At 63.5% G+C, this 20,341-nt stretch carries 22 protein-coding genes; 18 read left to right on the top strand and 4 right to left on the bottom strand.

Going from position 1 to position 20,341, the window contains the following annotated elements:
- Nucleotides 1-37 precede the first annotated feature (37 nt).
- The 15 genes from napF to ACM3N8_RS03750 all read left to right on the top strand — a co-directional run bounded on the left by napF (nt 38) and on the right by ACM3N8_RS03750 (nt 12,002).
- The gene (gene napF / locus ACM3N8_RS03820) at nt 38-547 is read left to right on the top strand and encodes a ferredoxin-type protein NapF (protein WP_043557196.1); all 510 of its coding nucleotides are present in this window, start codon (nt 38-40) and stop codon (nt 545-547) included.
- A 29-nt stretch (nt 548-576) separates the two neighbouring features.
- Entirely contained in the window at nt 577-840 is a 264-nt protein-coding gene (locus ACM3N8_RS03815) for a chaperone NapD (RefSeq protein WP_043138469.1), read from the top strand.
- 129 nt (nt 841-969) lie between these two features.
- Nucleotides 970-3,459, top strand: coding sequence for a nitrate reductase catalytic subunit NapA (gene napA / locus ACM3N8_RS03810; protein ID WP_290017026.1), 2,490 nt, complete (start codon nt 970-972; stop codon nt 3,457-3,459).
- Nucleotides 3,460-3,475: 16 nt separating this feature from the next.
- Nucleotides 3,476-4,210, top strand: coding sequence for a ferredoxin-type protein NapG (gene napG / locus ACM3N8_RS03805; protein ID WP_416015474.1), 735 nt, complete (start codon nt 3,476-3,478; stop codon nt 4,208-4,210).
- The gene (gene napH, locus ACM3N8_RS03800; RefSeq protein ID WP_348687255.1) at nt 4,207-5,082 is read left to right on the top strand and encodes a quinol dehydrogenase ferredoxin subunit NapH; all 876 of its coding nucleotides are present in this window, start codon (nt 4,207-4,209) and stop codon (nt 5,080-5,082) included. The genes napG and napH overlap by 4 nt, the downstream gene beginning before the upstream one ends.
- Nucleotides 5,082-5,540 (top strand): nitrate reductase cytochrome c-type subunit, encoded by a 459-nt coding sequence (locus ACM3N8_RS03795; RefSeq protein ID WP_043138461.1) that lies wholly within the window; start codon nt 5,082-5,084, stop codon nt 5,538-5,540. The genes napH and ACM3N8_RS03795 overlap by 1 nt, the downstream gene beginning before the upstream one ends.
- An 11-nt stretch (nt 5,541-5,551) precedes the next feature.
- A complete protein-coding gene (locus ACM3N8_RS03790) occupies nt 5,552-6,142 on the top strand; it encodes a cytochrome c3 family protein (protein WP_043138459.1) in 591 nt (196 codons plus the stop codon).
- Nucleotides 6,143-6,404: 262 nt separating this feature from the next.
- The gene (gene moaB / locus ACM3N8_RS03785) at nt 6,405-6,911 is read left to right on the top strand and encodes a molybdenum cofactor biosynthesis protein B (RefSeq protein ID WP_043138457.1); all 507 of its coding nucleotides are present in this window, start codon (nt 6,405-6,407) and stop codon (nt 6,909-6,911) included.
- A 49-nt stretch (nt 6,912-6,960) separates the two neighbouring features.
- The gene (moaC, locus tag ACM3N8_RS03780; RefSeq protein ID WP_416015473.1) at nt 6,961-7,455 is read left to right on the top strand and encodes a cyclic pyranopterin monophosphate synthase MoaC; all 495 of its coding nucleotides are present in this window, start codon (nt 6,961-6,963) and stop codon (nt 7,453-7,455) included.
- Entirely contained in the window at nt 7,452-7,697 is a 246-nt protein-coding gene (moaD, locus tag ACM3N8_RS03775; protein ID WP_005353453.1) for a molybdopterin synthase sulfur carrier subunit, read from the top strand. Before moaC ends, moaD begins: the two co-directional genes overlap by 4 nt.
- A 101-nt stretch (nt 7,698-7,798) precedes the next feature.
- Nucleotides 7,799-8,278: a molybdopterin synthase catalytic subunit MoaE gene (gene moaE / locus ACM3N8_RS03770; RefSeq protein ID WP_416015472.1), complete on the top strand. Its 480-nt coding sequence runs from the start codon at nt 7,799-7,801 to the stop codon at nt 8,276-8,278.
- An 88-nt stretch (nt 8,279-8,366) separates the two neighbouring features.
- Entirely contained in the window at nt 8,367-9,095 is a 729-nt protein-coding gene (gene modA, locus ACM3N8_RS03765; RefSeq protein ID WP_290017017.1) for a molybdate ABC transporter substrate-binding protein, read from the top strand.
- Between the two features lie 220 nt (nt 9,096-9,315).
- The gene (modB, locus tag ACM3N8_RS03760; protein WP_043138440.1) at nt 9,316-9,996 is read left to right on the top strand and encodes a molybdate ABC transporter permease subunit; all 681 of its coding nucleotides are present in this window, start codon (nt 9,316-9,318) and stop codon (nt 9,994-9,996) included.
- Entirely contained in the window at nt 9,993-11,093 is a 1,101-nt protein-coding gene (modC, locus tag ACM3N8_RS03755) for a molybdenum ABC transporter ATP-binding protein (protein ID WP_416015471.1), read from the top strand. Before modB ends, modC begins: the two co-directional genes overlap by 4 nt.
- A 129-nt stretch (nt 11,094-11,222) precedes the next feature.
- The gene (locus ACM3N8_RS03750) at nt 11,223-12,002 is read left to right on the top strand and encodes an alpha/beta fold hydrolase (RefSeq protein ID WP_416015470.1); all 780 of its coding nucleotides are present in this window, start codon (nt 11,223-11,225) and stop codon (nt 12,000-12,002) included.
- Nucleotides 12,003-12,068: 66 nt separating this feature from the next.
- Here the strand turns inward: ACM3N8_RS03750 and moeB are convergent, their stop codons facing one another.
- Nucleotides 12,069-12,824, bottom strand: coding sequence for a molybdopterin-synthase adenylyltransferase MoeB (moeB, locus tag ACM3N8_RS03745; RefSeq protein ID WP_274452218.1), 756 nt, complete (start codon nt 12,822-12,824; stop codon nt 12,069-12,071).
- Nucleotides 12,821-14,047, bottom strand: coding sequence for a molybdopterin molybdotransferase MoeA (gene moeA / locus ACM3N8_RS03740; RefSeq protein ID WP_098984464.1), 1,227 nt, complete (start codon nt 14,045-14,047; stop codon nt 12,821-12,823). Before moeA ends, moeB begins: the two co-directional genes overlap by 4 nt.
- A gap of 306 nt (nt 14,048-14,353) precedes the next feature.
- Here moeA and folE point away from each other — a divergent pair, with 306 nt between their 5' ends.
- Complete coding sequence (folE, locus tag ACM3N8_RS03735) at nt 14,354-15,010, top strand: GTP cyclohydrolase I FolE (protein WP_290017008.1); 657 nt, start codon at nt 14,354-14,356, stop codon at nt 15,008-15,010.
- Between the two features lie 326 nt (nt 15,011-15,336).
- Nucleotides 15,337-16,986 (top strand): methyl-accepting chemotaxis protein, encoded by a 1,650-nt coding sequence (locus ACM3N8_RS03730; protein WP_098984463.1) that lies wholly within the window; start codon nt 15,337-15,339, stop codon nt 16,984-16,986.
- 121 nt (nt 16,987-17,107) lie between these two features.
- Here the strand turns inward: ACM3N8_RS03730 and ACM3N8_RS03725 are convergent, their stop codons facing one another.
- Nucleotides 17,108-18,838: a formate--tetrahydrofolate ligase gene (locus ACM3N8_RS03725; protein WP_290017006.1), complete on the bottom strand. Its 1,731-nt coding sequence runs from the start codon at nt 18,836-18,838 to the stop codon at nt 17,108-17,110.
- A 66-nt stretch (nt 18,839-18,904) separates the two neighbouring features.
- Between ACM3N8_RS03725 and ACM3N8_RS03720 the strand changes: the two genes are divergently transcribed.
- Nucleotides 18,905-19,336, top strand: a complete 432-nt coding sequence (locus ACM3N8_RS03720) for a hypothetical protein (RefSeq protein WP_290017004.1) — start codon at nt 18,905-18,907, stop codon at nt 19,334-19,336.
- Between the two features lie 64 nt (nt 19,337-19,400).
- On the opposite strand, the gene ACM3N8_RS03715 is transcribed toward ACM3N8_RS03720, so the two are convergent.
- Nucleotides 19,401-20,303: a LysR family transcriptional regulator gene (locus tag ACM3N8_RS03715; protein ID WP_043135190.1), complete on the bottom strand. Its 903-nt coding sequence runs from the start codon at nt 20,301-20,303 to the stop codon at nt 19,401-19,403.
- Nucleotides 20,304-20,341 lie beyond the last annotated feature (38 nt).

Genomic DNA, 20,341 nt, shown 5'->3' with positions numbered 1-20,341 from the left:
TCGCTCGTGCGCTATCAACCACCAGAAAGGAGTCGATATGCCGGATGGGGTCAACCTGTCGCGTCGTGGTCTGTTTCGAGGTCGCCTGACATCGAGCGACCCTCAGGTTCAGTTGCCCTGGTCCGTCTCCTGGCCCGAGTTCGTGGCCGACTGCACCCGCTGTGGCGATTGCCTGGCGGCCTGCCCGGAGCAGATCCTGATCAAGGGTGACGGTGGTTATCCTGCGGTGGATTTCCTGCGTGGCGAGTGCACCTTCTGCGGTGATTGCGTCACGGCCTGCAAGGCGCCGGTATTTCGTCCCATGACGGAGGCGCCCTGGCGATACATAGCCCATATTGAAGCCAGCTGTCTGGCCAGTACCCAGGTCTTCTGCCAGCGTTGCCAGGATAGCTGCGAAACCCGCGCAATCCGCTTTTCTCCCGTGCTGGGCCGGGTACCGACCCCCAGCATAGATGCCGCCTCGTGTACCGGCTGTGGCGCCTGCGTGATGGACTGTCCGGTGGGCAGCATCCGGGTCGGCGCACCCAAATCCGAGGATCCAACATGAGTCAGGATGTGTGTGAAGCAGGAGCCACAATGAACCAAGAGTTCCATGTATCGAGCCTGGTGGTGCTGACCCAGCCCTCCCTGCGTCACCAGCTCGCAGAACAGATAGCATCCCTTGAGGGGGCCGAGGTCCACGCCGTCAGTGAGATCGGCAAGCTGGTGGTGACCCTGGAAGGGCCAAGCCAGCGCCCCATCATGGATGCCATAGATGCGATAAATGCCATGCCGGGCGTGTTGTCCGCCGCCCTGATCTACCATCAGTTCGATGAGCTCGATGTCGAATGCAAGGAATAGAAACGCCGTGAGGGCGGGGCCGCGAGGTTCGCGATGCCCGATAAAAGCAATAAAGCGCCATGAAGCTGAGCCAGCGCGGCTCGTCACTATGGCTGTCATTGATGTGATTAAGCAATGTGAGGATATGTCATGAAGCTGAGTCGACGCGACTTTATGAAGGCCAATGCGGTGGCTGCTGCCGCGGCCGTGGCCGGAGTCAGTGCCCCCACGCTGGCGGCCAACCTGATCACCAGCACCGACAAGACCGCCATCACCTGGGACAAGGCGCCGTGCCGCTTCTGTGGTACCGGCTGTTCCGTGCTGGTGGGTTCCCAGAATGGGCGCGTCGTGGCGACCCAGGGCGATCCCGATGCACCGGTCAACCGTGGCCTGAACTGCATCAAGGGTTACTTCCTGTCCAAGATCATGTATGGCCAGGACCGGCTGACCCAGCCCATGCTGCGCATGACGGATGGCAAGTTCGACAAGAACGGTGACTTTGCCCCCATCAGCTGGGATCAGGCATTCGACATCATGGCCGAGAAGTTCAAGACGACCCTGAAAGAGAAGGGGCCGACCGCCGTCGGCATGTTTGGCTCCGGCCAGTGGACAGTGTGGGAAGGCTACGCCGCCGCCAAGCTGATGAAGGCGGGGCTGCGGACCAACAACCTGGATCCCAATGCCCGTCACTGCATGGCCTCGGCCGTGGTGGGGTTCATGCGCACCTTCGGCATGGACGAGCCCATGGGTTGCTACGACGACATAGAGCAGGCCGATGCCTTCGTGTTGTGGGGCTCGAACATGGCCGAGATGCACCCCATCCTCTGGTCACGCATCTCGGATCGCCGCTTGTCCCATCAAGAGGTGCAGGTGCACGTGCTCTCCACCTTCGAGCACCGCAGCTTCGAACTGGCCGACAACGGCATGGTGTTCACGCCGCAGACCGACTTGGCGATCCTCAACTACATAGCCAACTACATCATCCAGAACGACAAGGTGAACTGGGAGTTCGTCAACAAGCACACCCAGTTCCGCAAGGGGGTCACCGACATCGGCTATGGCCTGCGTCCGACTCACCCGCTGCAACAGCAGGCGAAGAACCCGGACAGTGGCGACTCCACCCCCATGAGCTTCGATGACTTCGCGAAATTCGTGGCGGATTACGATGTCGACTCGGTTGCCAAGCTCTCCGGCGTCTCCAAAGACAAGCTCGAGAAGCTGGCCCAGCTCTATGCCGACCCGAGCAAGAAAGTGGTCTCCTACTGGACCATGGGCTTCAACCAGCACACTCGTGGCGTCTGGGCCAACAACCTCTGCTACAACATCCACCTGTTGACCGGCAAGATCTCCACCCCGGGTTCGGGCCCCTTCTCCCTGACCGGTCAGCCCTCCGCCTGCGGTACCGCGCGTGAAGTGGGCACCTTCGCCCACCGTCTGCCGGCCGACATGGTGGTGACCGAGCCCAAGCACCGTGCCATCGCCGAGAAGATCTGGAAACTGCCGGAAGGCACCATACCGGAGAAGGTGGGTTACCACGCCGTGCTGCAAAACCGCATGCTCAAGGACGGCAAGCTCAACGCCTACTGGGTGATGTGCAACAACAACATGCAGGCCGGCCCCAACATGAACGAGGAGGGGCTGCCCGGTTACCGCAACCCGGCCAACTTCATTGTGGTGTCCGATCCCTATCCTACCGTGACTGCCCAGGCTGCGGATCTCATCCTGCCCACCGCCATGTGGGTGGAGAAAGAGGGGGCCTATGGCAACGCCGAGCGCCGCACCCAGTTCTGGCACCAGCAGGTCAAGCCGCCGGAAGGGGCCAAGTCCGACCTGTGGCAGCTGATGGAGTTTGCCAAGCGCTTCACCGTGGAAGAGGTGTGGCCGGCCGAGCTTATCGCCAAGATGCCGGAAGTGAAGGGCAAGACCCTGTATGAGGTGCTCTACAAGAACGGTCAGGTCGATCAGTTCCCGAAAGAGCAGAGCAAGGGCGTCCTCAACGACGAGGCTGAACACTTCGGTTTCTACGTCCAGAAGGGGCTGTTCGAGGAGTACGCCAGCTTCGGCCGCGGTCATGGTCACGATCTGGCCCCCTTCGATCAGTACCACGAGGCGCGCGGTCTGCGCTGGCCCGTGGTGGATGGCAAGGAGACCCTGTGGCGCTACCGTGAAGGGTTCGACCCCTATGTGAAGGCGGGCGAGGGGGTGCGTTTCTACGGCAAGCCCGATGGCAAGGCGGTGATCTTCGCGCTGCCCTACGAGCCGGCCGCCGAGGCACCGGACAAAGAGTACGACATGTGGCTCTCTACCGGCCGCGTGCTGGAACACTGGCACACAGGCACCATGACCCGTCGCGTGCCCGAGCTCTATCGCGCCTTCCCGGATGCTGTGCTCTTCATGCACCCGGAAGATGCCAAGGCCCGTGGCGTGCGTCGTGGCGAAGAGGTGATCGTCTCCTCCCGTCGTGGCGAGGTGAAGACCCGGGTCGAGACCCGCGGCCGCAACCGTCCGCCCAAAGGCCTGGTGTTCATGCCCTTCTTCGACGCGAGCCAGCTGGTCAACAAGCTGACCCTGGACGCGACGGATCCGCTCTCCAAAGAGACGGATTACAAGAAGTGCGCCGTCAAGGTCGTCAAGGCATAAGGCGGGGGAGCGCGAGATGAGTCGTAGTCGGCGCCAGTTTCTGGCCGACATGGCCAAGGGGGCCTGCGGTGTGGGCCTGCTTGGTGTGGGGCTCGGCGGCATGGCGCGCCAGCAGGTGCAAGCCGTGCCTGCCCAGGCGCTGCGCCCGCCAGCCGCCCTCGACGAGGCCGAGTTCCTCAGCGCCTGCGTGCGCTGCGGGCTCTGCGTCGAGGCCTGCCCCTACGACACTCTCAAGCTTGCCCGGCTGTTTGAACCCGTGACCACCGGCACCCCCTATTTTGATGCGCGGGCCGTGCCGTGCGAGATGTGTGACGACATTCCCTGCGTGGTGGCCTGCCCGAGCGGGGCGCTGGATCAGGGGATGACCGACATCGATCAGGCGCGCATGGGGGTGGCAGTGCTCATCGATCACGAGACCTGCCTCAACTACCTGGGGCTGCGCTGCGATGTCTGCTACCGGGTCTGCCCCTTGATTGACAAGGCGATCACCCTCGAGCTGCAGCACAATCAGCGCACCGGCAAGCACGCCATGTTTCTGCCCACTGTGCACAGCGACAGCTGCACCGGCTGCGGTAAGTGCGAGCATGCCTGCGTGCTGGAGGCGTCTGCCATCAAGGTGGTGCCCCGTCAGCTCGCCAAGGGGGAGCTGGGCCATCACTACCGGCTCGGCTGGGAAGAGAAGCGCAAGGCAGGCAAGTCGCTCATCGGTGAGCGGCTCACCCTGCCGACCCGCAAACCGGAGGGGCTATGAGTCGTTATCCGGGGGCAGAGGCTAGCGCGCGGCTCGGCTGGTGGCGGTCACATCGCTTCCTGCTGCTGCGGCGTCTGACCCAGTGCTGCGTGCTGGGGTTGTTCCTGCTGGGGCCACTGGCGGGCGTCTGGATCCTCAAGGGCAACCTCTCCAGCTCACTCTTGCTGGAGACGGTCCCGCTCACGGATCCCCTCACCCTGCTGCAATCGGTGGCGGCGGGCCATTGGCCCATCACCACCCTCTGGCTGGGGGCGGCCCTGGTGTTGCTGGGGTACTGGCTGGTCGGGGGGCGGGTGTTCTGCTCCTGGGTCTGTCCGGTCAACCTCATCACGGACGCCGCCGCCTGGGCCAGGGCCCGGTTTGGCCTCAAGGGCAATGGTCAGTTCAACCGCAATACGCGCTACTGGCTGCTGGCCATGGTGCTGGTGGCCCCGGCCATCGCGGGCGTGCTGGTGTGGGAGCTGGTCAATCCGGTCTCGCTCGCCCTGCGCGGTCTGCTGTTTGGCATGGGGGCTGGGTGGGCCTTGCTGGCGGTGCTCTTCCTGTTCGACCTCTTTGTGGTGGAGCGGGGCTGGTGTGGTCATCTCTGCCCTGTGGGGGCCTTCTATGCCCTGGTCAACCGGGTCGGGTTCATCAAGATTTCTGCCAGGGGGCGCGAGCGGTGCAGCAACTGCATGGATTGTTATGCGGTCTGCCCCGAGCGCCCCATTCTGCGCGGCCCCGTTCACGGTGCCAAGCGTGGTCACGGGCCCTTGATTGTGGCTCAAGAGTGTACCAACTGCGGCCGTTGCATTGATGTCTGCGCGGAGCAAGTTTTTGAAATCACTGTAGGTTTTGCCGTCAAGGCTGATAAAACGTCGGAGAACAGATAATGAAAAAGCTGATTGGAGCAATGCTGGCCTGCCTGGTGGCGGGGTCCTTGATGGCAGCACAGAATCCCGAAATCACGACGGAGACCGGTGGCATCAAGTCTGAACGGGGCACCACGGATCTCGGGACCGAGGCCGAAGCCGCCCCCATGAAGAACTTTCGCAAGGATGGCGACCTCTACGATCGCCAGTACATGCATCAGCCACCGCTGATCCCCCACGACACCCGCAACTATGAAGTGGACAACAAGGTCAACAAGTGCCTGGCCTGTCACAGCTTCAAGAATGCCAGCAAGATGAAGGCCCCCAAGATCAGCCCGACTCACTTCGAGACCCGTGACGGCATGACCTTGGGGGAGGTCTCGCCCCGTCGCTACTTCTGCCTGCAGTGCCACGTGCCGCAAACGGATGCCAAGCCGCTGGTGGAAAATACGTTTAAACCGGTTGAAGCGCTGAACTGAGGAACCCATAGATGAAATTACCTGGTTTTGTGCAACGACTGTGGACCACCTTCAAGTCTCCCTCCAAGGCCGCCCTCTGGGTGTTGCTGATGATGGGCTTCTTTGGCGGGGTCATCTTCTGGGGCGGTTTCAACACCGCCATGGAAGCCTCCAACACCGAGAAGTTTTGTACCGGTTGTCACGAGATGAAGGACAACGTGTTCGTGGAGTACCGCGACACCATCCACTACGCCAACCGTTCCGGCGTGCGCGCTAGCTGCCCGGATTGCCACGTGCCCCACGAATGGACCTACAAGATCATTCGCAAGGTGCAGGCGTCCAAGGAGCTGTGGGGCATGCTGACCGGCAAGGTGGATACCCGCGAGAAGTTCGAGAGCCACCGCCGCGAGATGGCCGAGCGGGAGTGGAAGCGCATGAAGGACACGGATTCGAGGGAGTGTCGCAACTGCCACAACTTCGAGTACATGGACTTCTCCCTGCAAGGCAAGCGTGGGGCCCAGATGCACTCCACCAGTCTGGCCAGTGGCGAGAGCACCTGCATCGACTGCCACAAGGGCATAGCTCACCAGCTGCCTGACATGACAGGGGTGAAGGGCTTCTAAGACAGCCAGATCCAGGCCGGGCTTGCCCGGCCTGTTCATATTGCAGCCAACCGCGCCAAAACGGCATTTGTGTGTCCTTTAAATCCCCCCTCTGGCACGAGTTTTGGTAGAATCGGGCCGCCGTGAGTCGCAGCGAGTGACCATGTGGTAAGGGTCATGCCTGCGCAGGTATGGATCCTCCCCGGATCAAGCGCTGCACACCAGGATCCTGGCTACTCTCTTCTTCTCTTTGCTCACGGTCCTTTGTTATCAGGAGCTGCCCATGGGACAGAACATGACCGCATTCATTCCCCTCAAGATCGCCGTGTTGACGGTCTCCGACAGTCGTACCAGCGCCAATGACAGCTCGGGCGACTATCTGGTCTCGGCCGTGACCGACGCCGGTCACCAGCTGGCCGATCGGGCCCTGCTCGCCGACAACCTCTATCAAGTTCGCTCCCGGGTCAGCCAGTGGATCGCCGATGAGGGCATCCAGGTGGTGCTGATCAATGGCGGCACGGGTTTCACTGATCAGAACTGGGTGCCGGAGGCGGTCGGCGTCTTGTTTGACCGCACCGTCAAGGGCTTTGGCGAGCTGTTCCGTCAGCTCTCGTTTGCCGAGATCGAAGGCTCTGCCATGCAGAGCCGTGCCCTGGCCGGGCTCGCCAACCGCACCCTGGTCTGCTGTCTGCCTGGTTCTCCCGGCGCCTGCCAGCTGGGCTGGGAGCAGCTCATCCGGGATCAGCTTGATGCCCGTACCCAGCCCTGCAACTTCGTGACCCATCTCTGAGCCACGAGCCATGGATCCCAGCACTCTTTCAGCCTTCAAGGGGAACCTGATGAACCTGACCCATCTCAACCAAAGCGGCGAAGCCCACATGGTGGACGTGACCGACAAGCAGGTCACCGAACGTGAGGCCCGCGCCGAGGCTTTCGTCGCCATGGCACCGGAAACCCTGGCGCTGATCCTGAGCGGTCAGCACCACAAGGGGGACGTGTTCGCCACCGCCCGCATCGCCGGCATCATGGCGGCCAAGAAAACGGCGGATCTCATCCCCCTCTGCCACCCCCTGGCCCTTACCCGGGTGGAGGTAGAGATCGAACCTCTGCCGGCGGACAATAGGGTCCATATTCGCACCCTCTGCAAGCTCTCCGGCAAGACAGGGGTGGAGATGGAGGCGCTGACCGCGGCCTCGGTGGCGGCGCTGACCATCTACGACATGTGCAAGGCGGTGCAAAAGGACATGGTGATCGAACAGGTGCGACTGGTGGAGAAAAAGGGCGGCAAGTCCGGCCACTTTCAGCTGGGCGCGAATGCAGGGGAGCAGGCATGATCAAGGTACTGTTTTTTGCGCAAGTAAGAGAGCTGGTGGCCTGTGACGAACTGAGCCTGCCCTGCGACTACGCTACCGCCGAGCAACTGCGGGCGGCCCTGTGTGAGCGCGGTGACAAGTGGGCACTGGCGCTGGAGGCGGGCAAGCTGCTGGTGGCGGTCAACCAGACCCTGGTGCCCCTCGATACCCCCATCAATGATGGCGATGAAGTGGCCTTCTTCCCCCCCGTGACCGGAGGCTGAGGATGAGCGAGATAACGACCGTGGATCGCACCACTGAGCTGTGGGACGGGGATGAGGCCGCCTTCTTCCCTCTCCTTCCAGTCACGACCGGAGGCTGAGCCATGTCTCAAGCAACCACGACGCCCATAGATCGCATCCTGGTGCAGCGGGAAGACTTCTCACTGGCCGATGAGTATGCCCGTCTCGCCACCCGCGCCGACAGTGGCGCCATCGTCACCTTCGTCGGCAAGGTGCGCGACTTCAATCAGGGGGAGGAGGTGAAGGGGCTGGCCCTCGAGCACTATCCCGGCATGACCGAGAAGGCGCTGGCCGACATAGTGCAGGAGGCACGCCGCCGCTGGCCGCTGCAGGAGTGCATCCTCATTCACCGCATCGGCGAGTTGCTGCTCGGCGATCAGATAGTGCTGGTGGCGGTGAGCAGTGCCCACCGCGATGCCGCGTTTGATGCCTGTCACTTCATCATGGATTTTCTGAAAACCCGGGCACCGTTCTGGAAAAAAGAGCTGACCGCCGAGGGGATTCAACGCTGGGTCGAGGCCAAGGAGAGCGACAGCGCTGCCGCCGCCCGCTGGAAAATTTGACCTGTTCATCGTAGGGGCTCAGGTTCAACGGGAACCTTGCCCCTGTTTTCGGGCCTGGTGAGACCAGGCCCACATCAGGAGGAAGGGAATGAAACCGTTGTTATCTGTTGTCATTGCAGGCGTCTGTGCTGCGGCGCTTAACCCCATTGCCGTACAAGCCGACGAGGTGAAGGTGGCCGTGGCCGCCAACTTCAAGGGCACCATAGAGCGCATCGGCAAGGAGTTCACCGCCAAGACCGGCCACAGCGTCATCATCAGCTCTGCCGCCACCGGCGTGCTCTATACCCAGATCAGTCACGGCGCGCCGTTCGACCTCTTCCTCTCCGCCGATGTGGCCACCCCCGAGAAGCTGGAGAAAGAGGGCAAGGGCAGCGATCGTTTCACCTATGCCATCGGCCAGCTGGGCTTGTGGAAGAAGGGCGGCCCGGCCCCCGACGAGGCGAGCCTGCGCAGCTGGAAAGGCAACCTGGCCATCGCCAATGCCCGTACCGCCCCCTATGGCGCCGCTGCCATGGCGACCCTGGAGAGCCTCAAGATCGATCCCAAACAGTACCGTCTGCTGACCGGCGCCAACATAGGTCAGACCTGGCAGTTCGTCGATACCGGCAACGCCGAGCTGGGCTTCGTCGCCTGGGCCAACCTGGTGGAGGCGGGCAAAACAGGCGAAGCCTGGGCTGTGCCGAACACGCTGTATCCGGCCATCGAACAGCAGGGGCTGGTGCTGAAGAAGGGCGCCGCCGTCGAGGCGCTGGTCGCCTGGCTCAAGGGACCGGGTCAGGCGCAGATCAAGGCCGCGGGCTATGCCCTGCCCCAATAAGGACATGAGCCTGATGCGCAACCATGAGTGGTCGGCCTTGGGGTCGACCACGCTTTGTCAGGAGGATGCACACCATGCCGTTGGCTGATCCCAACCGGGAGCTTGGCGATGAATAAAAGGGATCTGCTGGCGATGGCCTGCCTGACTCAGGATCAGGTCTATCGGGAGATCTACTCATTCGCGGTGTCTGGTGCTGAACTTGGCGTTGGGAGTGAGTCCTATGAGTGAAGGGGATCTGCAGGCCATCTGGCTCACCCTGAAGCTGGCGGCCAGCACCACCGGCATTCTATTGCTGCTGTCGCCGCCGCTGGCCTGGTGGCTGTCCCGCAGCCAGAACAAGTTGCGGCCCTTGGTGGAGGCGCTGGTGGCCCTGCCTCTGGTGCTGCCCCCCACGGTACTCGGCTTCTATCTGCTGCTCGCCTTCTCACCCTCATACGGCCTAGGTGCCTGGTGGCGTGACACCTTCGGCGCACCGCTTGCCTTCAGCTTTCTCGGTCTGCTGCTGGCCTCCATCCTCTACTCACTCCCCTTCGTGGTGCAGCCGCTCACCTCCGCCTTCGTCAACATGGGCAACAAGGAGCTGGAAGCCGCCGCCACCCTGGGGCTCGGGCCGCTGGAGCGTTTCTTTCACATCATTTTGCCGATGACGCTGCCCAGCTTCGTGATGGCGGCGGCGCTCGGCTTTGCCCACACCCTGGGGGAGTTTGGCGTTGTGCTGATGATCGGCGGCAACATCCCGGGGGAGACCCAGGTGCTCTCCATCGCCCTGTTTGATCATGTGGAGGCGATGGATTACCAAAACGCCCATATTCTGGCGGGCGGCCTGATGGGTTTCTCGCTGGTGATGCTGGTGCTGGTCTATGGCGTATTGCAGCGCCGGCAACGGAGGCTGTTCGGATGAAGCCGTCAGCCAATATTCCGCAGGGCCACGCCCTGCACCGCCAGTCCTTGCAACTTAATGCCAGGCGCGAGTTTGGCGCCTTCACCCTCGACTGCGAACTGGCCCTCGAGCCGGGGGGGATTCTCGGCCTGTTCGGCCCCTCCGGCTGCGGCAAGAGCACACTGCTGCGCATCATGGCCGGGCTGGATCGCCAGAGCGGCGATCGCCTGTGGTGGCGAGGGCGTGAACTGGCCGATCTGCTGCCCGAAGCGCGTCGCATCGGACTGGTGTTTCAGGATTCGCGGCTCTTCCCCCATCTGAGCGTGCTGGGTAATCTGCAGCTGGCGGCCCGCAAGGGGCGAGGGCGCTGGCAGCCCGAAGCGCTGGCGGCGCGACTCGGCTTTGCCGAGTTGCTGGCGCAGCCGGCCCATGGCCTCTCCGGCGGCCAGCGCCAGCGGGTGGCACTGGCTCGGGCCCTGCTGGCGGAGCCCGATCTGCTGCTGCTGGATGAGCCTTTTTCTGCGCTGGACAGGCACAGCCGCATCCATCAGGCCCACGTGCTCAAGGGGTTGCAGCAGGAGAGCGGCATCCCCATGATCTTCGTCAGCCACGCCATGGAGGAGGTGAGCCTCTTGTGTGATCAGCTGGTGTTGCTGGAGGGGGGCAGGGTGGAGGCGCAGGGGCGGCCGAGCGAGATCTTCGCCCGCACCGATCTCTCGCTCGCCAGTCGCGACGATGCCGGTGTGATGCTGGATGCCACCCTGGCCCACTACGATGAGGACGAGCAGATGGCGACCCTGCAGCTCGGCGAGCAGACATTGCGGGTCACCATGAACCATGTACCGGACGAGCGCGGCCCCTTGCAGATCAAGGTGGCGGGGCGGGACGTGGTGATCGCCACCGCCCCCATAGAGCACTCCAGCCTCTCCAACTGCCTTGTCACTCGCTTGCTGGCGGTGCGCGAGGTGCGCCCCGGCCAGACCCTGTTGCAGTTGGCGCTGGGTGAGCAGATACTGCTGGCCCGGATCACCAGCCGCTCCGCCACCCGGCTGGCGCTGGCGCCGGAGCAGCAGATCTACGCTTATATCAAGGCGGTGAGTCTGGTCAGCGAAGGCTGAGTCGGCGTCGTTCTGGTACATTATGGAGCGGCATCCCTGGCGGGTGCTGGGGTATGGCCGCACGCTGGCGGATGACTATCGGGATAAACAAGGCATGGTTCAGGCGATGAGTCGAGAGGCAATGAGCTGATGCGTCGCAATCAGGTGATGAAATCCAACGGTCTGGCCCTGCGCAGTGCGGGGGAGGGCCCCTTGCTGTTGCTGCTGCACGGGCTGGGTTCCTCCAGTCTCGACTGGCAGGCGCAGATAGAGCGCTTCTCCGAACACTATCGGGTGGTGGCCCTCGATCTGCGCGGCCATGGTCAGAGCATGCAGGAGGGGCCGTTCGACGTGGCCACCCTGGCTGCCGACGTGGTGCGCTGGCTCGACGAGCAACCTGAGCCCGCCTGGGTGGTGGGTCTCTCTCTGGGGGCCATGGTGGCACTGGAGCTGGTCTTGCAACTTCCTCACAAGGTACGAGGTCTGGTGCTGGTCAACGGTGTTAGCGAGTTTCTGCTGGAAACCCCCAAAGAGCAGGAGCGCTACGCCCAGCGCCTCAAGTGGCTGCGCTGGTTTGGCATGCGTCCGCTTGCCTGGTGGCTCGGGCGCGAGCTCTTCCCCGGCCCGGATCTCGCCCAGGTGCGCCACACCTTCCGGCTGCGCTTCGTGCGTAGCAACAAAAAGAAGACCTATCGGGCGCTGCTCGACGCCTTGCCCGGCTGGTCGGTGCGCGCCCGGCTCGGCGCCATCTGGCAGCCGGTGGCCATCATCTCCACCAGCCACGACTATTTGCCGCTCGCCAAGCGGGTGGAGCAGTTCGCCTCCCTGCCCAACGCCACCATCCACACCCCCAATGGCCACCACGCCTGGCCGGCAGAAGATCCCTCGGGGTTCAACCACCTGCTGCAGCGGATCCTCTCCACCCACTGAACGCGGGTCCGGGATACGAAAAAGCCGACCCCGTGGGGTCGGCTTTTTTGTGGGTATCGCTCGGGTTCAAGGATGGGAGCAAACCGGGCAATCGGGGCGTTTGGGCAGCTTCATCTCGCGGAAGGTGCCGGTGAGGCCATCGATCATCAAGAGGCGGCCGCTGTAGCTGCGCCCCGTGCCCGCCAGCAATTTTATCGCCTCCAGCGCCTGCAGGCTGCCCACCAGTCCTACCACGGGGGCGAGCACACCCGCCTCGACGCAGGTAAGGGCCTGCTCGCCAAACAGGGCGCTGAGGCAGGCGTAGCAGGGCTCACCCTCCTGCCAGGTGAAGCTGCATAGCTGCCCCTCCAGCCGGATGGCGGCGCCGCTGACCAGCGGTACCCTGTGCTTGCGCGCGTATTGGTTGAGCAGATTGCGGATGGTCAGGTTGTCGGTACAGTCGAGCACCAGCTGATGGCTGGGTAGCAGGGCATCGAGCAGCGCCTCGTCGGCAACAGAGGCGTGAGTCTCCACCTTGAGCCAGGGGTTGAGCGCGCGCAGGGACTGGGCGGCGGAGTCCACCTTGTAGTGGCCGATGCGCTCATCGGTGTGCAGTACCTGGCGTTGCAGATTGGATAGCTCCACCTTGTCAAAATCCACCAGGGTGAGCTGGCCGACCCCGGCCACCGCCAGATACTGGCTGGCGGCGCAGCCCAGGCCCCCCGCACCTATCACCAGCACGCTGGCCTGCTTGAGCGCCTCCTGCCCCTCGAAGTCGAAGGATTTGAGGATGATCTGGCGGTTGTAGCGCAAGAGCTCGGCGTCCGAGAGAATGTCGCTCACAGCAGCAAGCCCCCGAACGGTTCGACGGTGACGGTTTCACCCGCCGCCACCTTGCCCCGCTCACGCTCAAGCACTATGTAGCAGTTGGCCCGCGACAGTGAGCTGAACACGGCGGAATCCTGGGAGCCTGTGCTGCGCACCTCCAGGCCGTCTGGCCCCTGGCTCAGAATGCCGCGCTGGAAGTCGAGTCGGCCCGGCGCTTTTTTCAGAGGCTCGCTGGCGATGGCCTGCAGTTGCAGCGGACGCTCGAACTGCTGCCCGGCCAGCTTGGCCAGCGCAGGCTGCACCAGCTGATCGAAGGTGACCATGGCGGAAACCGGATTGCCCGGCAGACCGAAGAACCAGGCGTTGGGCAGGCGGCCGAAGGCGAATGGCTTGCCCGGCTTGATGGCCAGCTTCCAGAAGCCGATCTCGCCGAGCTCCTCGAGCAACTGCTTGGTGAAGTCTGCCTCACCGACCGAGACGCCTCCCGTGGTGATCAGGGCATCGGCCTCGCGGTCGGCCTGCAGGAAGGCGGCGCGCAGCTGCGCGGGATCGTCCGGTATGATGCCAAGGTCGAGGCACTCACAGCCCATGCGCGCCAGCATGGCCTTGACCCCGTAGCGGTTGGAGTCATAGATGTCGCCATGGGCGAGCGGGGTGCCGACCGGCTTGAGTTCGTCGCCTGTGCTGAAGATGGCCACTCGCAGCGGGCGGCGCACGCTGATGGTGGCTATGCCGAGGGAGGCCAGCAGCGGCAGCTCGCGGGGGGTGAGCCGGGTACCGGCGCAGAGCACGCTGGCTCCCTCGCGGATATCTTCGCCGCGGCGGCGGATATTCTGGCCCGGGGCGGGCGGCACCAGAAAAGCGATCTTGTCACCGTCAGCCTGGGTTTCTTCCTGCATCACCACCGCATCCGTCCCCTCTGGCACGGGCGCGCCCGTCATGATCCGCACGCAGTGACCCGCGGGCCATTCCCCCTGATAGGGCTGACCGGCGAAGGCCTTGCCCGCCATGATGAGCGGGGTGCCGGCAGCGAGATCGGCCAGCCGCACGGCGTAACCGTCCATGGCGGCGTTGTCGAACGGAGGCACTGACAAGGGGGAGGCGATATCTGCCGCGAGCACCCGGCCGAGGGCCTGGGGCAGGGGCACTTGCTCGGTGTCGCAGCAGCAGGCGAGTTGGTCCAGCATCCCTTGCAGGGCATAGCTCAGGGGGAGTAGTCCGCTGGTATCAAATCCCATCGTCATTACCTCTTTGGTGTGGTTGAGGGCGGATTATCCCAAAAATCAGGGTGGATGGGCAGGCTTATCAGGAGCCGACACCAGGCTGTCTGGCACAGGGGGGGCGGAAGAGGGATTGTTTGTTGCAACCCTCCCCGTATGGGGGGGCCATCAAGGGGTAAAAGTCGACGGATTGGCATAAAGTCAGGAGACGGACTTGAGTTAGCTTGAATTATGGCAATAATCGCCGTTTACTATTGCGCCATAACAAAGTGCCGTCACAGACAAGGCGGCCATCACAGTCCCTGAGCGTGGGAGAGGAACAAGATGACGAGCTTAAGCCAGGAAGCCCTGTTGGTCAGGGCAGCCCTCGAGGCCGAGGGCCTCGAGACACCTCTGGTGGCCAATGCACTGGATGGTCAGCAGAAGAGGGAGAAGATCGAAGGCCATATGCGCGCCATCATGGAGACGCTGGGGCTGGATCTGACCGATGACAGCCTGGCGGAGACGCCGCACCGCATCGCCAAGATGTACGTGAACGAGATCTTCTCCGGCCTCGATTACAGCACCTTCCCCAAGGTGACAGTGATCGAGAACAAGATGAAGGTGGACGAGATGATCATGGTGCGGGACATCAGTCTCACCAGCACCTGTGAACACCACTTCGTCACTATCGACGGGCTGGCCCACGTGGCCTACATCCCCCGTGGCAAGGTGATCGGGCTGTCGAAAATCAACCGCATAGTGCAGTTCTTCGCCCGTCGTCCCCAGGTGCAGGAGCGGCTCACCCAGCAGATCCTGCTGGCGTTGCAGACCCTGCTCGGCACCAAGGATGTGGCCATCAGCATCAAGGCGACCCACTTCTGCGTGAAGGCGCGCGGCGTGATGGACTCCACCTCCCATACCACCACCACCTCTCTTGGTGGTGTGTTCAAGACCCAGCCCGACACCCGTGCCGAGTTTCTGGGCGGCCTGAAAGGCTAGCAGACAGGGGCATGTCGCATCGACATGCCCCTGTTGTCTTCTATCCCCTTTTGCTGTGCCCGACACTTTCGTCAGAAAAGTGCTAAAGCCATGCGCGAATGGGCCGATACAGCTCACCATGCCGGTCTAACGCTGCCCTGGCCATTGCCCTTTCAGGGCAAGGGCGCTTCAGGGGACAGGCCACGGCTACCCCTGGAACTTGCCTCATCCCTGTCATCAGGATGTAGGCGGCTCGATGAACTGCTATGGATGGCAGGTATCCTGATCCGTGCCGGGAAGGCACAGTACAGACGAATACCACTCGCTCACCCATTGCAGGACATGCCATGAACACCATGACCATAGGTAAGAAACTCACCGCAGGCTTTGCGGTGCTCGGCCTGATGATGGCCTTTATCGGCGGCTTCTCGCTGCTGCAGTTTGGCAACATGAACCGGGCCGCTACCGGCTTCACCGACAGCATCCTGCCTGCCGTCGTTCGCACCAGCACCCTGGGTGAGACCATCAATGCCCTGCGCCGCTATGAGCTGGATGTGTTCCTGGTGGCGGACGACCCCCAGCAGAAAGCCCATTACCGCGATGCCAGCGAGCAGAGCCTGCGCGAAGCAGATCGCCAGGTAGCGGCCCACGATGCCACCATCTGGGCGGAGGATCTGGAAGAGCGACGGGCCTTCGACATCGTCAAGGCGGACTGGAGCAAGTACGTCGCCCTGCACCAGCGCATCAAACAGATGCAGGACAACGGCCAGATGGCGGAGGCCCAGCGCATCTTCATGGCGGAGGGGGTCACGCTGTACACCACCCTGTCCAAGTCGGTGGCCGAGCTCATTCGCATCAATCACGGCTATGCCGCCAACTCCCGCGCCCAGGTAGTGGGGGCGTTTGACAGCGCCAAGCTGAGCATCATCATTTCCCTGCTGCTGGGACTGGGGTTGGCGGCCGTGCTCTCCACCGTGCTGACCCGCCAGATCCGGGATCCCCTGGTGATGCTGGCCCGTCAGGCGCAGCGCATCGCGAGCGGTGATCTTGGCAAGGGTGAACTGCAGGAGTGGATCCGCGGCAGTCGCTTCAAGCGTGACGAGCTCGGTCAGCTCGGCGCCGCCATCGATCGCATGCAGGGCGCGCTCGCGGATCTGGTGAGCGAAATTGCCGGCTCGGTGAGCCAGCTCAGCAGCGCCGTGGAGGAGGTGAGTGCCATCTCCGAACAGTCCGCCACCGGCATGGCCCGCCAGCAGAGCGAGGTCTCCCAGGTGGCCACCGCCATGAACGAGATGCAGTCCACGGTCAATGAAGTGGCCCGCAATACCACGGATGCCATGAGTGCCGCCAAGGATGCCTCCCGCACCTCGTCCCAGGGCAACCAGGTGGTGCGCAGCGCCATCAGCAGCATCGAAGATGTGTCGGTCAAGATTGAACAGGCTGGCGCCGTGGTGCAGCAGCTGGAGACCGACAGCGCCAACATCAGCATGGTGCTGGATGTGATCCGTGACATCGCCGGTCAGACCAACCTGCTGGCGCTCAACGCCGCCATCGAGGCCGCCCGTGCCGGCGAACAGGGACGCGGTTTCGCCGTGGTGGCGGACGAGGTGCGCTCCCTGGCCCAGCGGACTCAGGACTCCACCGCCGAGATCAGCAAGATGATAGAGCTGCTGCAGAGCCGCGCCGCCGAGGCGGGCAGCGCCATGCAGCTGAGCCGTCAGCAGATGCAGGAGAGCGTCGGGCTGGCGCGGGATGCCGGCAGCAGCATAGATACCATCAATGGGGCCGTCACCCAGATCACCGACATGAACACCCTGATCGCCACCGCGACCGAGGAGCAGAATGCGGTGACCGAGGAGCTCAACCGCAGCATAGTCAACATCCACAATGCCGCCGACGAGAACGCCCAGGGGGCGCAGCAGACAGCCCAGGCCTGCGTCGAGCTGAGCAAGCTGGCGACCTCGCTGCACCATATGACCCAGCGCTTCACCCTCTAGGGGCAGGCTGGCGAGTTGTATGGCTACTAACAACAAGGCCCCGCCAATTGGCGGGGCCTTGTTGTTTCCGACGATCTTGAGCGTGGAGGCTGTCGGCTTAGCCTGCAGCTGCCACTCACCATCAGCTCAGTCCGACGATCTCGCCGTCATCATCGATGTCGATATGGCGATAGGCCGGCAGGCTGCCGAGCCCAGGCATTGTCATGATGGGGCCCGCCAGCGCATAGACGAAGCCGGCACCGGCGCACAGCTTCACCTCGTCGATGGGCACCTCGAAGTCCGTCGGCACTCCCTTGAGGGCGGGGTCATGGCTGATGGAGAGCGGCGTCTTGGCCACGCAGATGGGCAGGTGATCCCAGCCTGCGGCCGAGAGCGCCGCCAGCTGGCGGCGTGCCTTGTCAGAGAGCAGGACACCACGCCCGCCATAGCCGCACTCCACCAGGGTGGCGAGCTTGGCACACAGGCTCATCTCATCGGGATAGAGCAGCTGGATTTGGCTTGGCATCTCGCAGGCGGCGACCACGGCACGGGCCAGCTCGCTGGCACCCGCGCCTCCTTGAGTGAAGGCGCTGGAGATGGCCGTGCCGCAGGCGCCGGCTTGGCGCGCCTCGCGCATCAGCAGATCCAGCTCGGCCTGGCTGTCGGTGGGGAAGCGGTTGACCGCCACCACCACGGGCACGCCATAACGGCGGGCATTGTTGATATGCCAGGCGAGGTTGGCACAGCCTTTCTCAAGGGTGGGCAAGTCTTCCCCCAGCAGGCTCTCGGGCAGCGGCTGACCGGGACGGATATCGAGCAGGCCGCTGTTGGCCTTGAGGCCGCGCACCGTGGCCACCAGCACCACGCAGGCCGGCGCTATGCCGGACTGGCGGTGCTTGATGTTGAAGAACTTCTCCAGCCCCATGTCGGAGCCAAAACCCGCCTCTGTCACCACATAGTCGGTCAGTTGCAGCGCCATGCGATCGGCGATCACCGAGGAGTTGCCATGGGCTATGTTGGCGAAGGGGCCGGCGTGCACCAGTACCGGGGTTTGCTCCGTGGTCTGCATCAGGGTCGGCTGCAGCGCGTCTTTGAGCAGCACCGTCATGGCGCCCGCGACTTCCAGCTGCTCGGCTGTGATGGGGTTGCCCTGGCTATCGAGGGCCAGCTGGATGCGGCCGATGCGCTCGCGCAAGTCTTTCAGATCGCTGGCCAGCGCCAGAATGGCCATCAGCTCGGAGGCGGCTGTGATGACGAAGCGATCCTGGCGTTCAACGCCATCGGCGGCACCCCCCTGTCCAATTGTGAGGTGGCGCAGGGCGCGGTCATTCATGTCGAGGGTGCGCGGCCAGAGGATGTTGGCGGGATCGATATCGAGCCGTGCCAGCCCCGTCCTGGCGGTGAACTCGGCGCCGAGGCGGGTCTCGTGGAACAGGCGGGCATCCAGCGCGGCGGCCGCCAGGTTGTGGGCGGCGGTGAGGGCGTGAAAGTCACCGGTCAGGTGCAGGTTCATCTCCTCCATCGGCACCACCTGGGCGTGGCCGCCACCGGCGGCGCCCCCCTTGACCCCGAACACCGGGCCCAGGCTCGGCTGGCGAATGGTGGCCATGCTGGGCTGGCCTATGTGGTTGAGCCCCATGGAGAGACCCAGGGTGGTGACCGTCTTGCCCTCGCCGAGGGGCGTCGGCGTGATGGCGCTCACCAGCACCAGCTTGCCCGCCTTGCCAGCGGGTTGCCTGAGCAGATCCAGGCTGAGTTTGCCCTTGTAGTGACCGTGAGGGCTGAGCAGTTGAGCCGGTATGCACAAACGCTCGGCCAGCGCATGGATGGGAAGGCGGGGGGACTGGCGGGAGATCTCGATATCGCTTAGCATCAGCACCTCGTTGGCATGTCAGGTCAAATATGCGGCGCAGTCTAGTGGAATCAACAGGGTTATCCAATGAGTAATAACATTTTATCCGGCAGTCGTGAGCTGCATCTAACGCCCATACTGCTGGATCTCAACGCCCTCTACCACCCGCCCAAGCGGCCGCTCACCGCCCTTGGCATCGTCAGCGCCTTCATGCCGCTGTTCGGTTATGGCTGGCAGGCGATGACCCAGGATCCCGAGACCCACTTTCGCCAGGAGCTGGGCAAGCGCATCAACAAGCACAAGACGGATGAGGCCAATCTCATCCTGATGTTGCAGCTGGCCGGCATGCTCGATTGCCACTGCCTGCACATCACACTGCCCTATGCCTTGAGCGAGGAGCAGCTCACCACCTTGCGGCGCCGCCTGCCGCGCTGGCAACTGATGCAGACCGATCAACTGCTGGTGGCCGAGCTGCCGCTGCCCGCCGATCATACAGCGCCCCCCGAGACCCACTCCTGAACATCAGCCTCGCTTCCCGCCATGGGAGGCGAGGCCGCTTCCATCATCGAACCAATGCCACCGGTTAGACCTCCCGATCCCAGTAGTGGGGGGCGAGATAGCGCTCCTGCACGAATTCGATGAAACAGCGCACCTTGGCCGACACGAAACGGCGGTGCGGATAGAGGGCATAGAGCCCCACCTGCCCCTTCTCCCACTCCGGCAGCAGTGACACCAGCTCCCCCGAGCGCAGCGCATCGCCGACGATGAAGGTGGGCTGCAATATGATGCCCTGATGATCGCAGGCGGCCCGGGTCAGGGCCACGCCGTTGTTGGCGCGCAGCGGCCCCTGCGGGCGCACGCTCAGCTGCTCCCCATCCCGCTTGAAGACCCAGTCCGGCTGGGTCAGGGTGTAGATGAGGCAGTCGTGCTGCTTGAGATCCTCCGGGGTCTTGGGAGCGCCCTTGCGGGCCAGGTAGGCAGGGCTGGCACACACCTCCAGCCTCATCATGGCCAGCGGCTTGGCCACCAGGGAGGAGTCCGGCAGGTTGCCGATGCGCAGCGCCAGATCGAACCCCTCTTCCACCAGGGCCACCCGTCGGTCGCTGTACTCTATCTCCAGCTTCAGGTCCGGGAAGCGTTCACGAAACAGCGGCAGGGCGGGGGAGAGGTGCAGGTAGCCAAAGTCCATCGGCACCGACAGCTTGAGGGTGCCCTGGGGCTGCTGGTTGTTGCGGGTGAGCTGGCTGTGGGTCTCTTCGAGCTCCGCCAGCAGGGCCTGGGAGCGCTGGTAGTAGAACTGGCCGGCCTCTGTGGGGTTGACCTGACGGGTGGTGCGCGACAGCAAGCGGGTGGAGAGGGACTCCTCCAGCTGCTGCATCAGCTTGGAGGTCATGGCGACCGAGATGCCGAGCTGGTTGGCGGCCTTGGTAAAACTCTGACACTCCACCACCTTGATGAAGGTGCGCATGGCGGCTATCTGGTCCATCTTTTACTCTCAGTTGATAATTATTTTAATAAATCGCT

The sequence above is a fragment of the Aeromonas sp. A04 genome (assembly GCF_047780465.1).
In the GTDB taxonomy this organism is placed as follows: Bacteria; Pseudomonadota; Gammaproteobacteria; order Enterobacterales; family Aeromonadaceae; genus Aeromonas; species Aeromonas bestiarum.
This window is presented reverse-complemented; position numbering and strand designations above follow the sequence as displayed.

Bases quoted from the DNA above. Each gene is read 5' to 3' on its own strand.
- napF (WP_043557196.1), top strand. From the start codon at position 38: ATGCCGGATGGGGTCAACCTGTCGCGTCGTGGTCTGTTTCGAGGTCGC.
- ACM3N8_RS03815 (WP_043138469.1), top strand. From the start codon at position 577: ATGAACCAAGAGTTCCATGTATCGAGCCTGGTGGTGCTGACCCAGCCC.
- napA (WP_290017026.1), top strand. From the start codon at position 970: ATGAAGCTGAGTCGACGCGACTTTATGAAGGCCAATGCGGTGGCTGCT.
- napG (WP_416015474.1), top strand. From the start codon at position 3,476: ATGAGTCGTAGTCGGCGCCAGTTTCTGGCCGACATGGCCAAGGGGGCC.
- napH (WP_348687255.1), top strand. From the start codon at position 4,207: ATGAGTCGTTATCCGGGGGCAGAGGCTAGCGCGCGGCTCGGCTGGTGG.
- ACM3N8_RS03795 (WP_043138461.1), top strand. From the start codon at position 5,082: ATGAAAAAGCTGATTGGAGCAATGCTGGCCTGCCTGGTGGCGGGGTCC.
- ACM3N8_RS03790 (WP_043138459.1), top strand. From the start codon at position 5,552: ATGAAATTACCTGGTTTTGTGCAACGACTGTGGACCACCTTCAAGTCT.
- moaB (WP_043138457.1), top strand. From the start codon at position 6,405: ATGGGACAGAACATGACCGCATTCATTCCCCTCAAGATCGCCGTGTTG.
- moaC (WP_416015473.1), top strand. From the start codon at position 6,961: ATGAACCTGACCCATCTCAACCAAAGCGGCGAAGCCCACATGGTGGAC.
- moaD (WP_005353453.1), top strand. From the start codon at position 7,452: ATGATCAAGGTACTGTTTTTTGCGCAAGTAAGAGAGCTGGTGGCCTGT.
- moaE (WP_416015472.1), top strand. From the start codon at position 7,799: ATGTCTCAAGCAACCACGACGCCCATAGATCGCATCCTGGTGCAGCGG.
- modA (WP_290017017.1), top strand. From the start codon at position 8,367: ATGAAACCGTTGTTATCTGTTGTCATTGCAGGCGTCTGTGCTGCGGCG.
- modB (WP_043138440.1), top strand. From the start codon at position 9,316: ATGAGTGAAGGGGATCTGCAGGCCATCTGGCTCACCCTGAAGCTGGCG.
- modC (WP_416015471.1), top strand. From the start codon at position 9,993: ATGAAGCCGTCAGCCAATATTCCGCAGGGCCACGCCCTGCACCGCCAG.
- ACM3N8_RS03750 (WP_416015470.1), top strand. From the start codon at position 11,223: ATGCGTCGCAATCAGGTGATGAAATCCAACGGTCTGGCCCTGCGCAGT.
- moeA (WP_098984464.1), bottom strand. From the start codon at position 14,047: ATGGGATTTGATACCAGCGGACTACTCCCCCTGAGCTATGCCCTGCAA.
- folE (WP_290017008.1), top strand. From the start codon at position 14,354: ATGACGAGCTTAAGCCAGGAAGCCCTGTTGGTCAGGGCAGCCCTCGAG.
- ACM3N8_RS03730 (WP_098984463.1), top strand. From the start codon at position 15,337: ATGAACACCATGACCATAGGTAAGAAACTCACCGCAGGCTTTGCGGTG.
- ACM3N8_RS03725 (WP_290017006.1), bottom strand. From the start codon at position 18,838: ATGCTAAGCGATATCGAGATCTCCCGCCAGTCCCCCCGCCTTCCCATC.
- ACM3N8_RS03720 (WP_290017004.1), top strand. From the start codon at position 18,905: ATGAGTAATAACATTTTATCCGGCAGTCGTGAGCTGCATCTAACGCCC.
- ACM3N8_RS03715 (WP_043135190.1), bottom strand. From the start codon at position 20,303: ATGGACCAGATAGCCGCCATGCGCACCTTCATCAAGGTGGTGGAGTGT.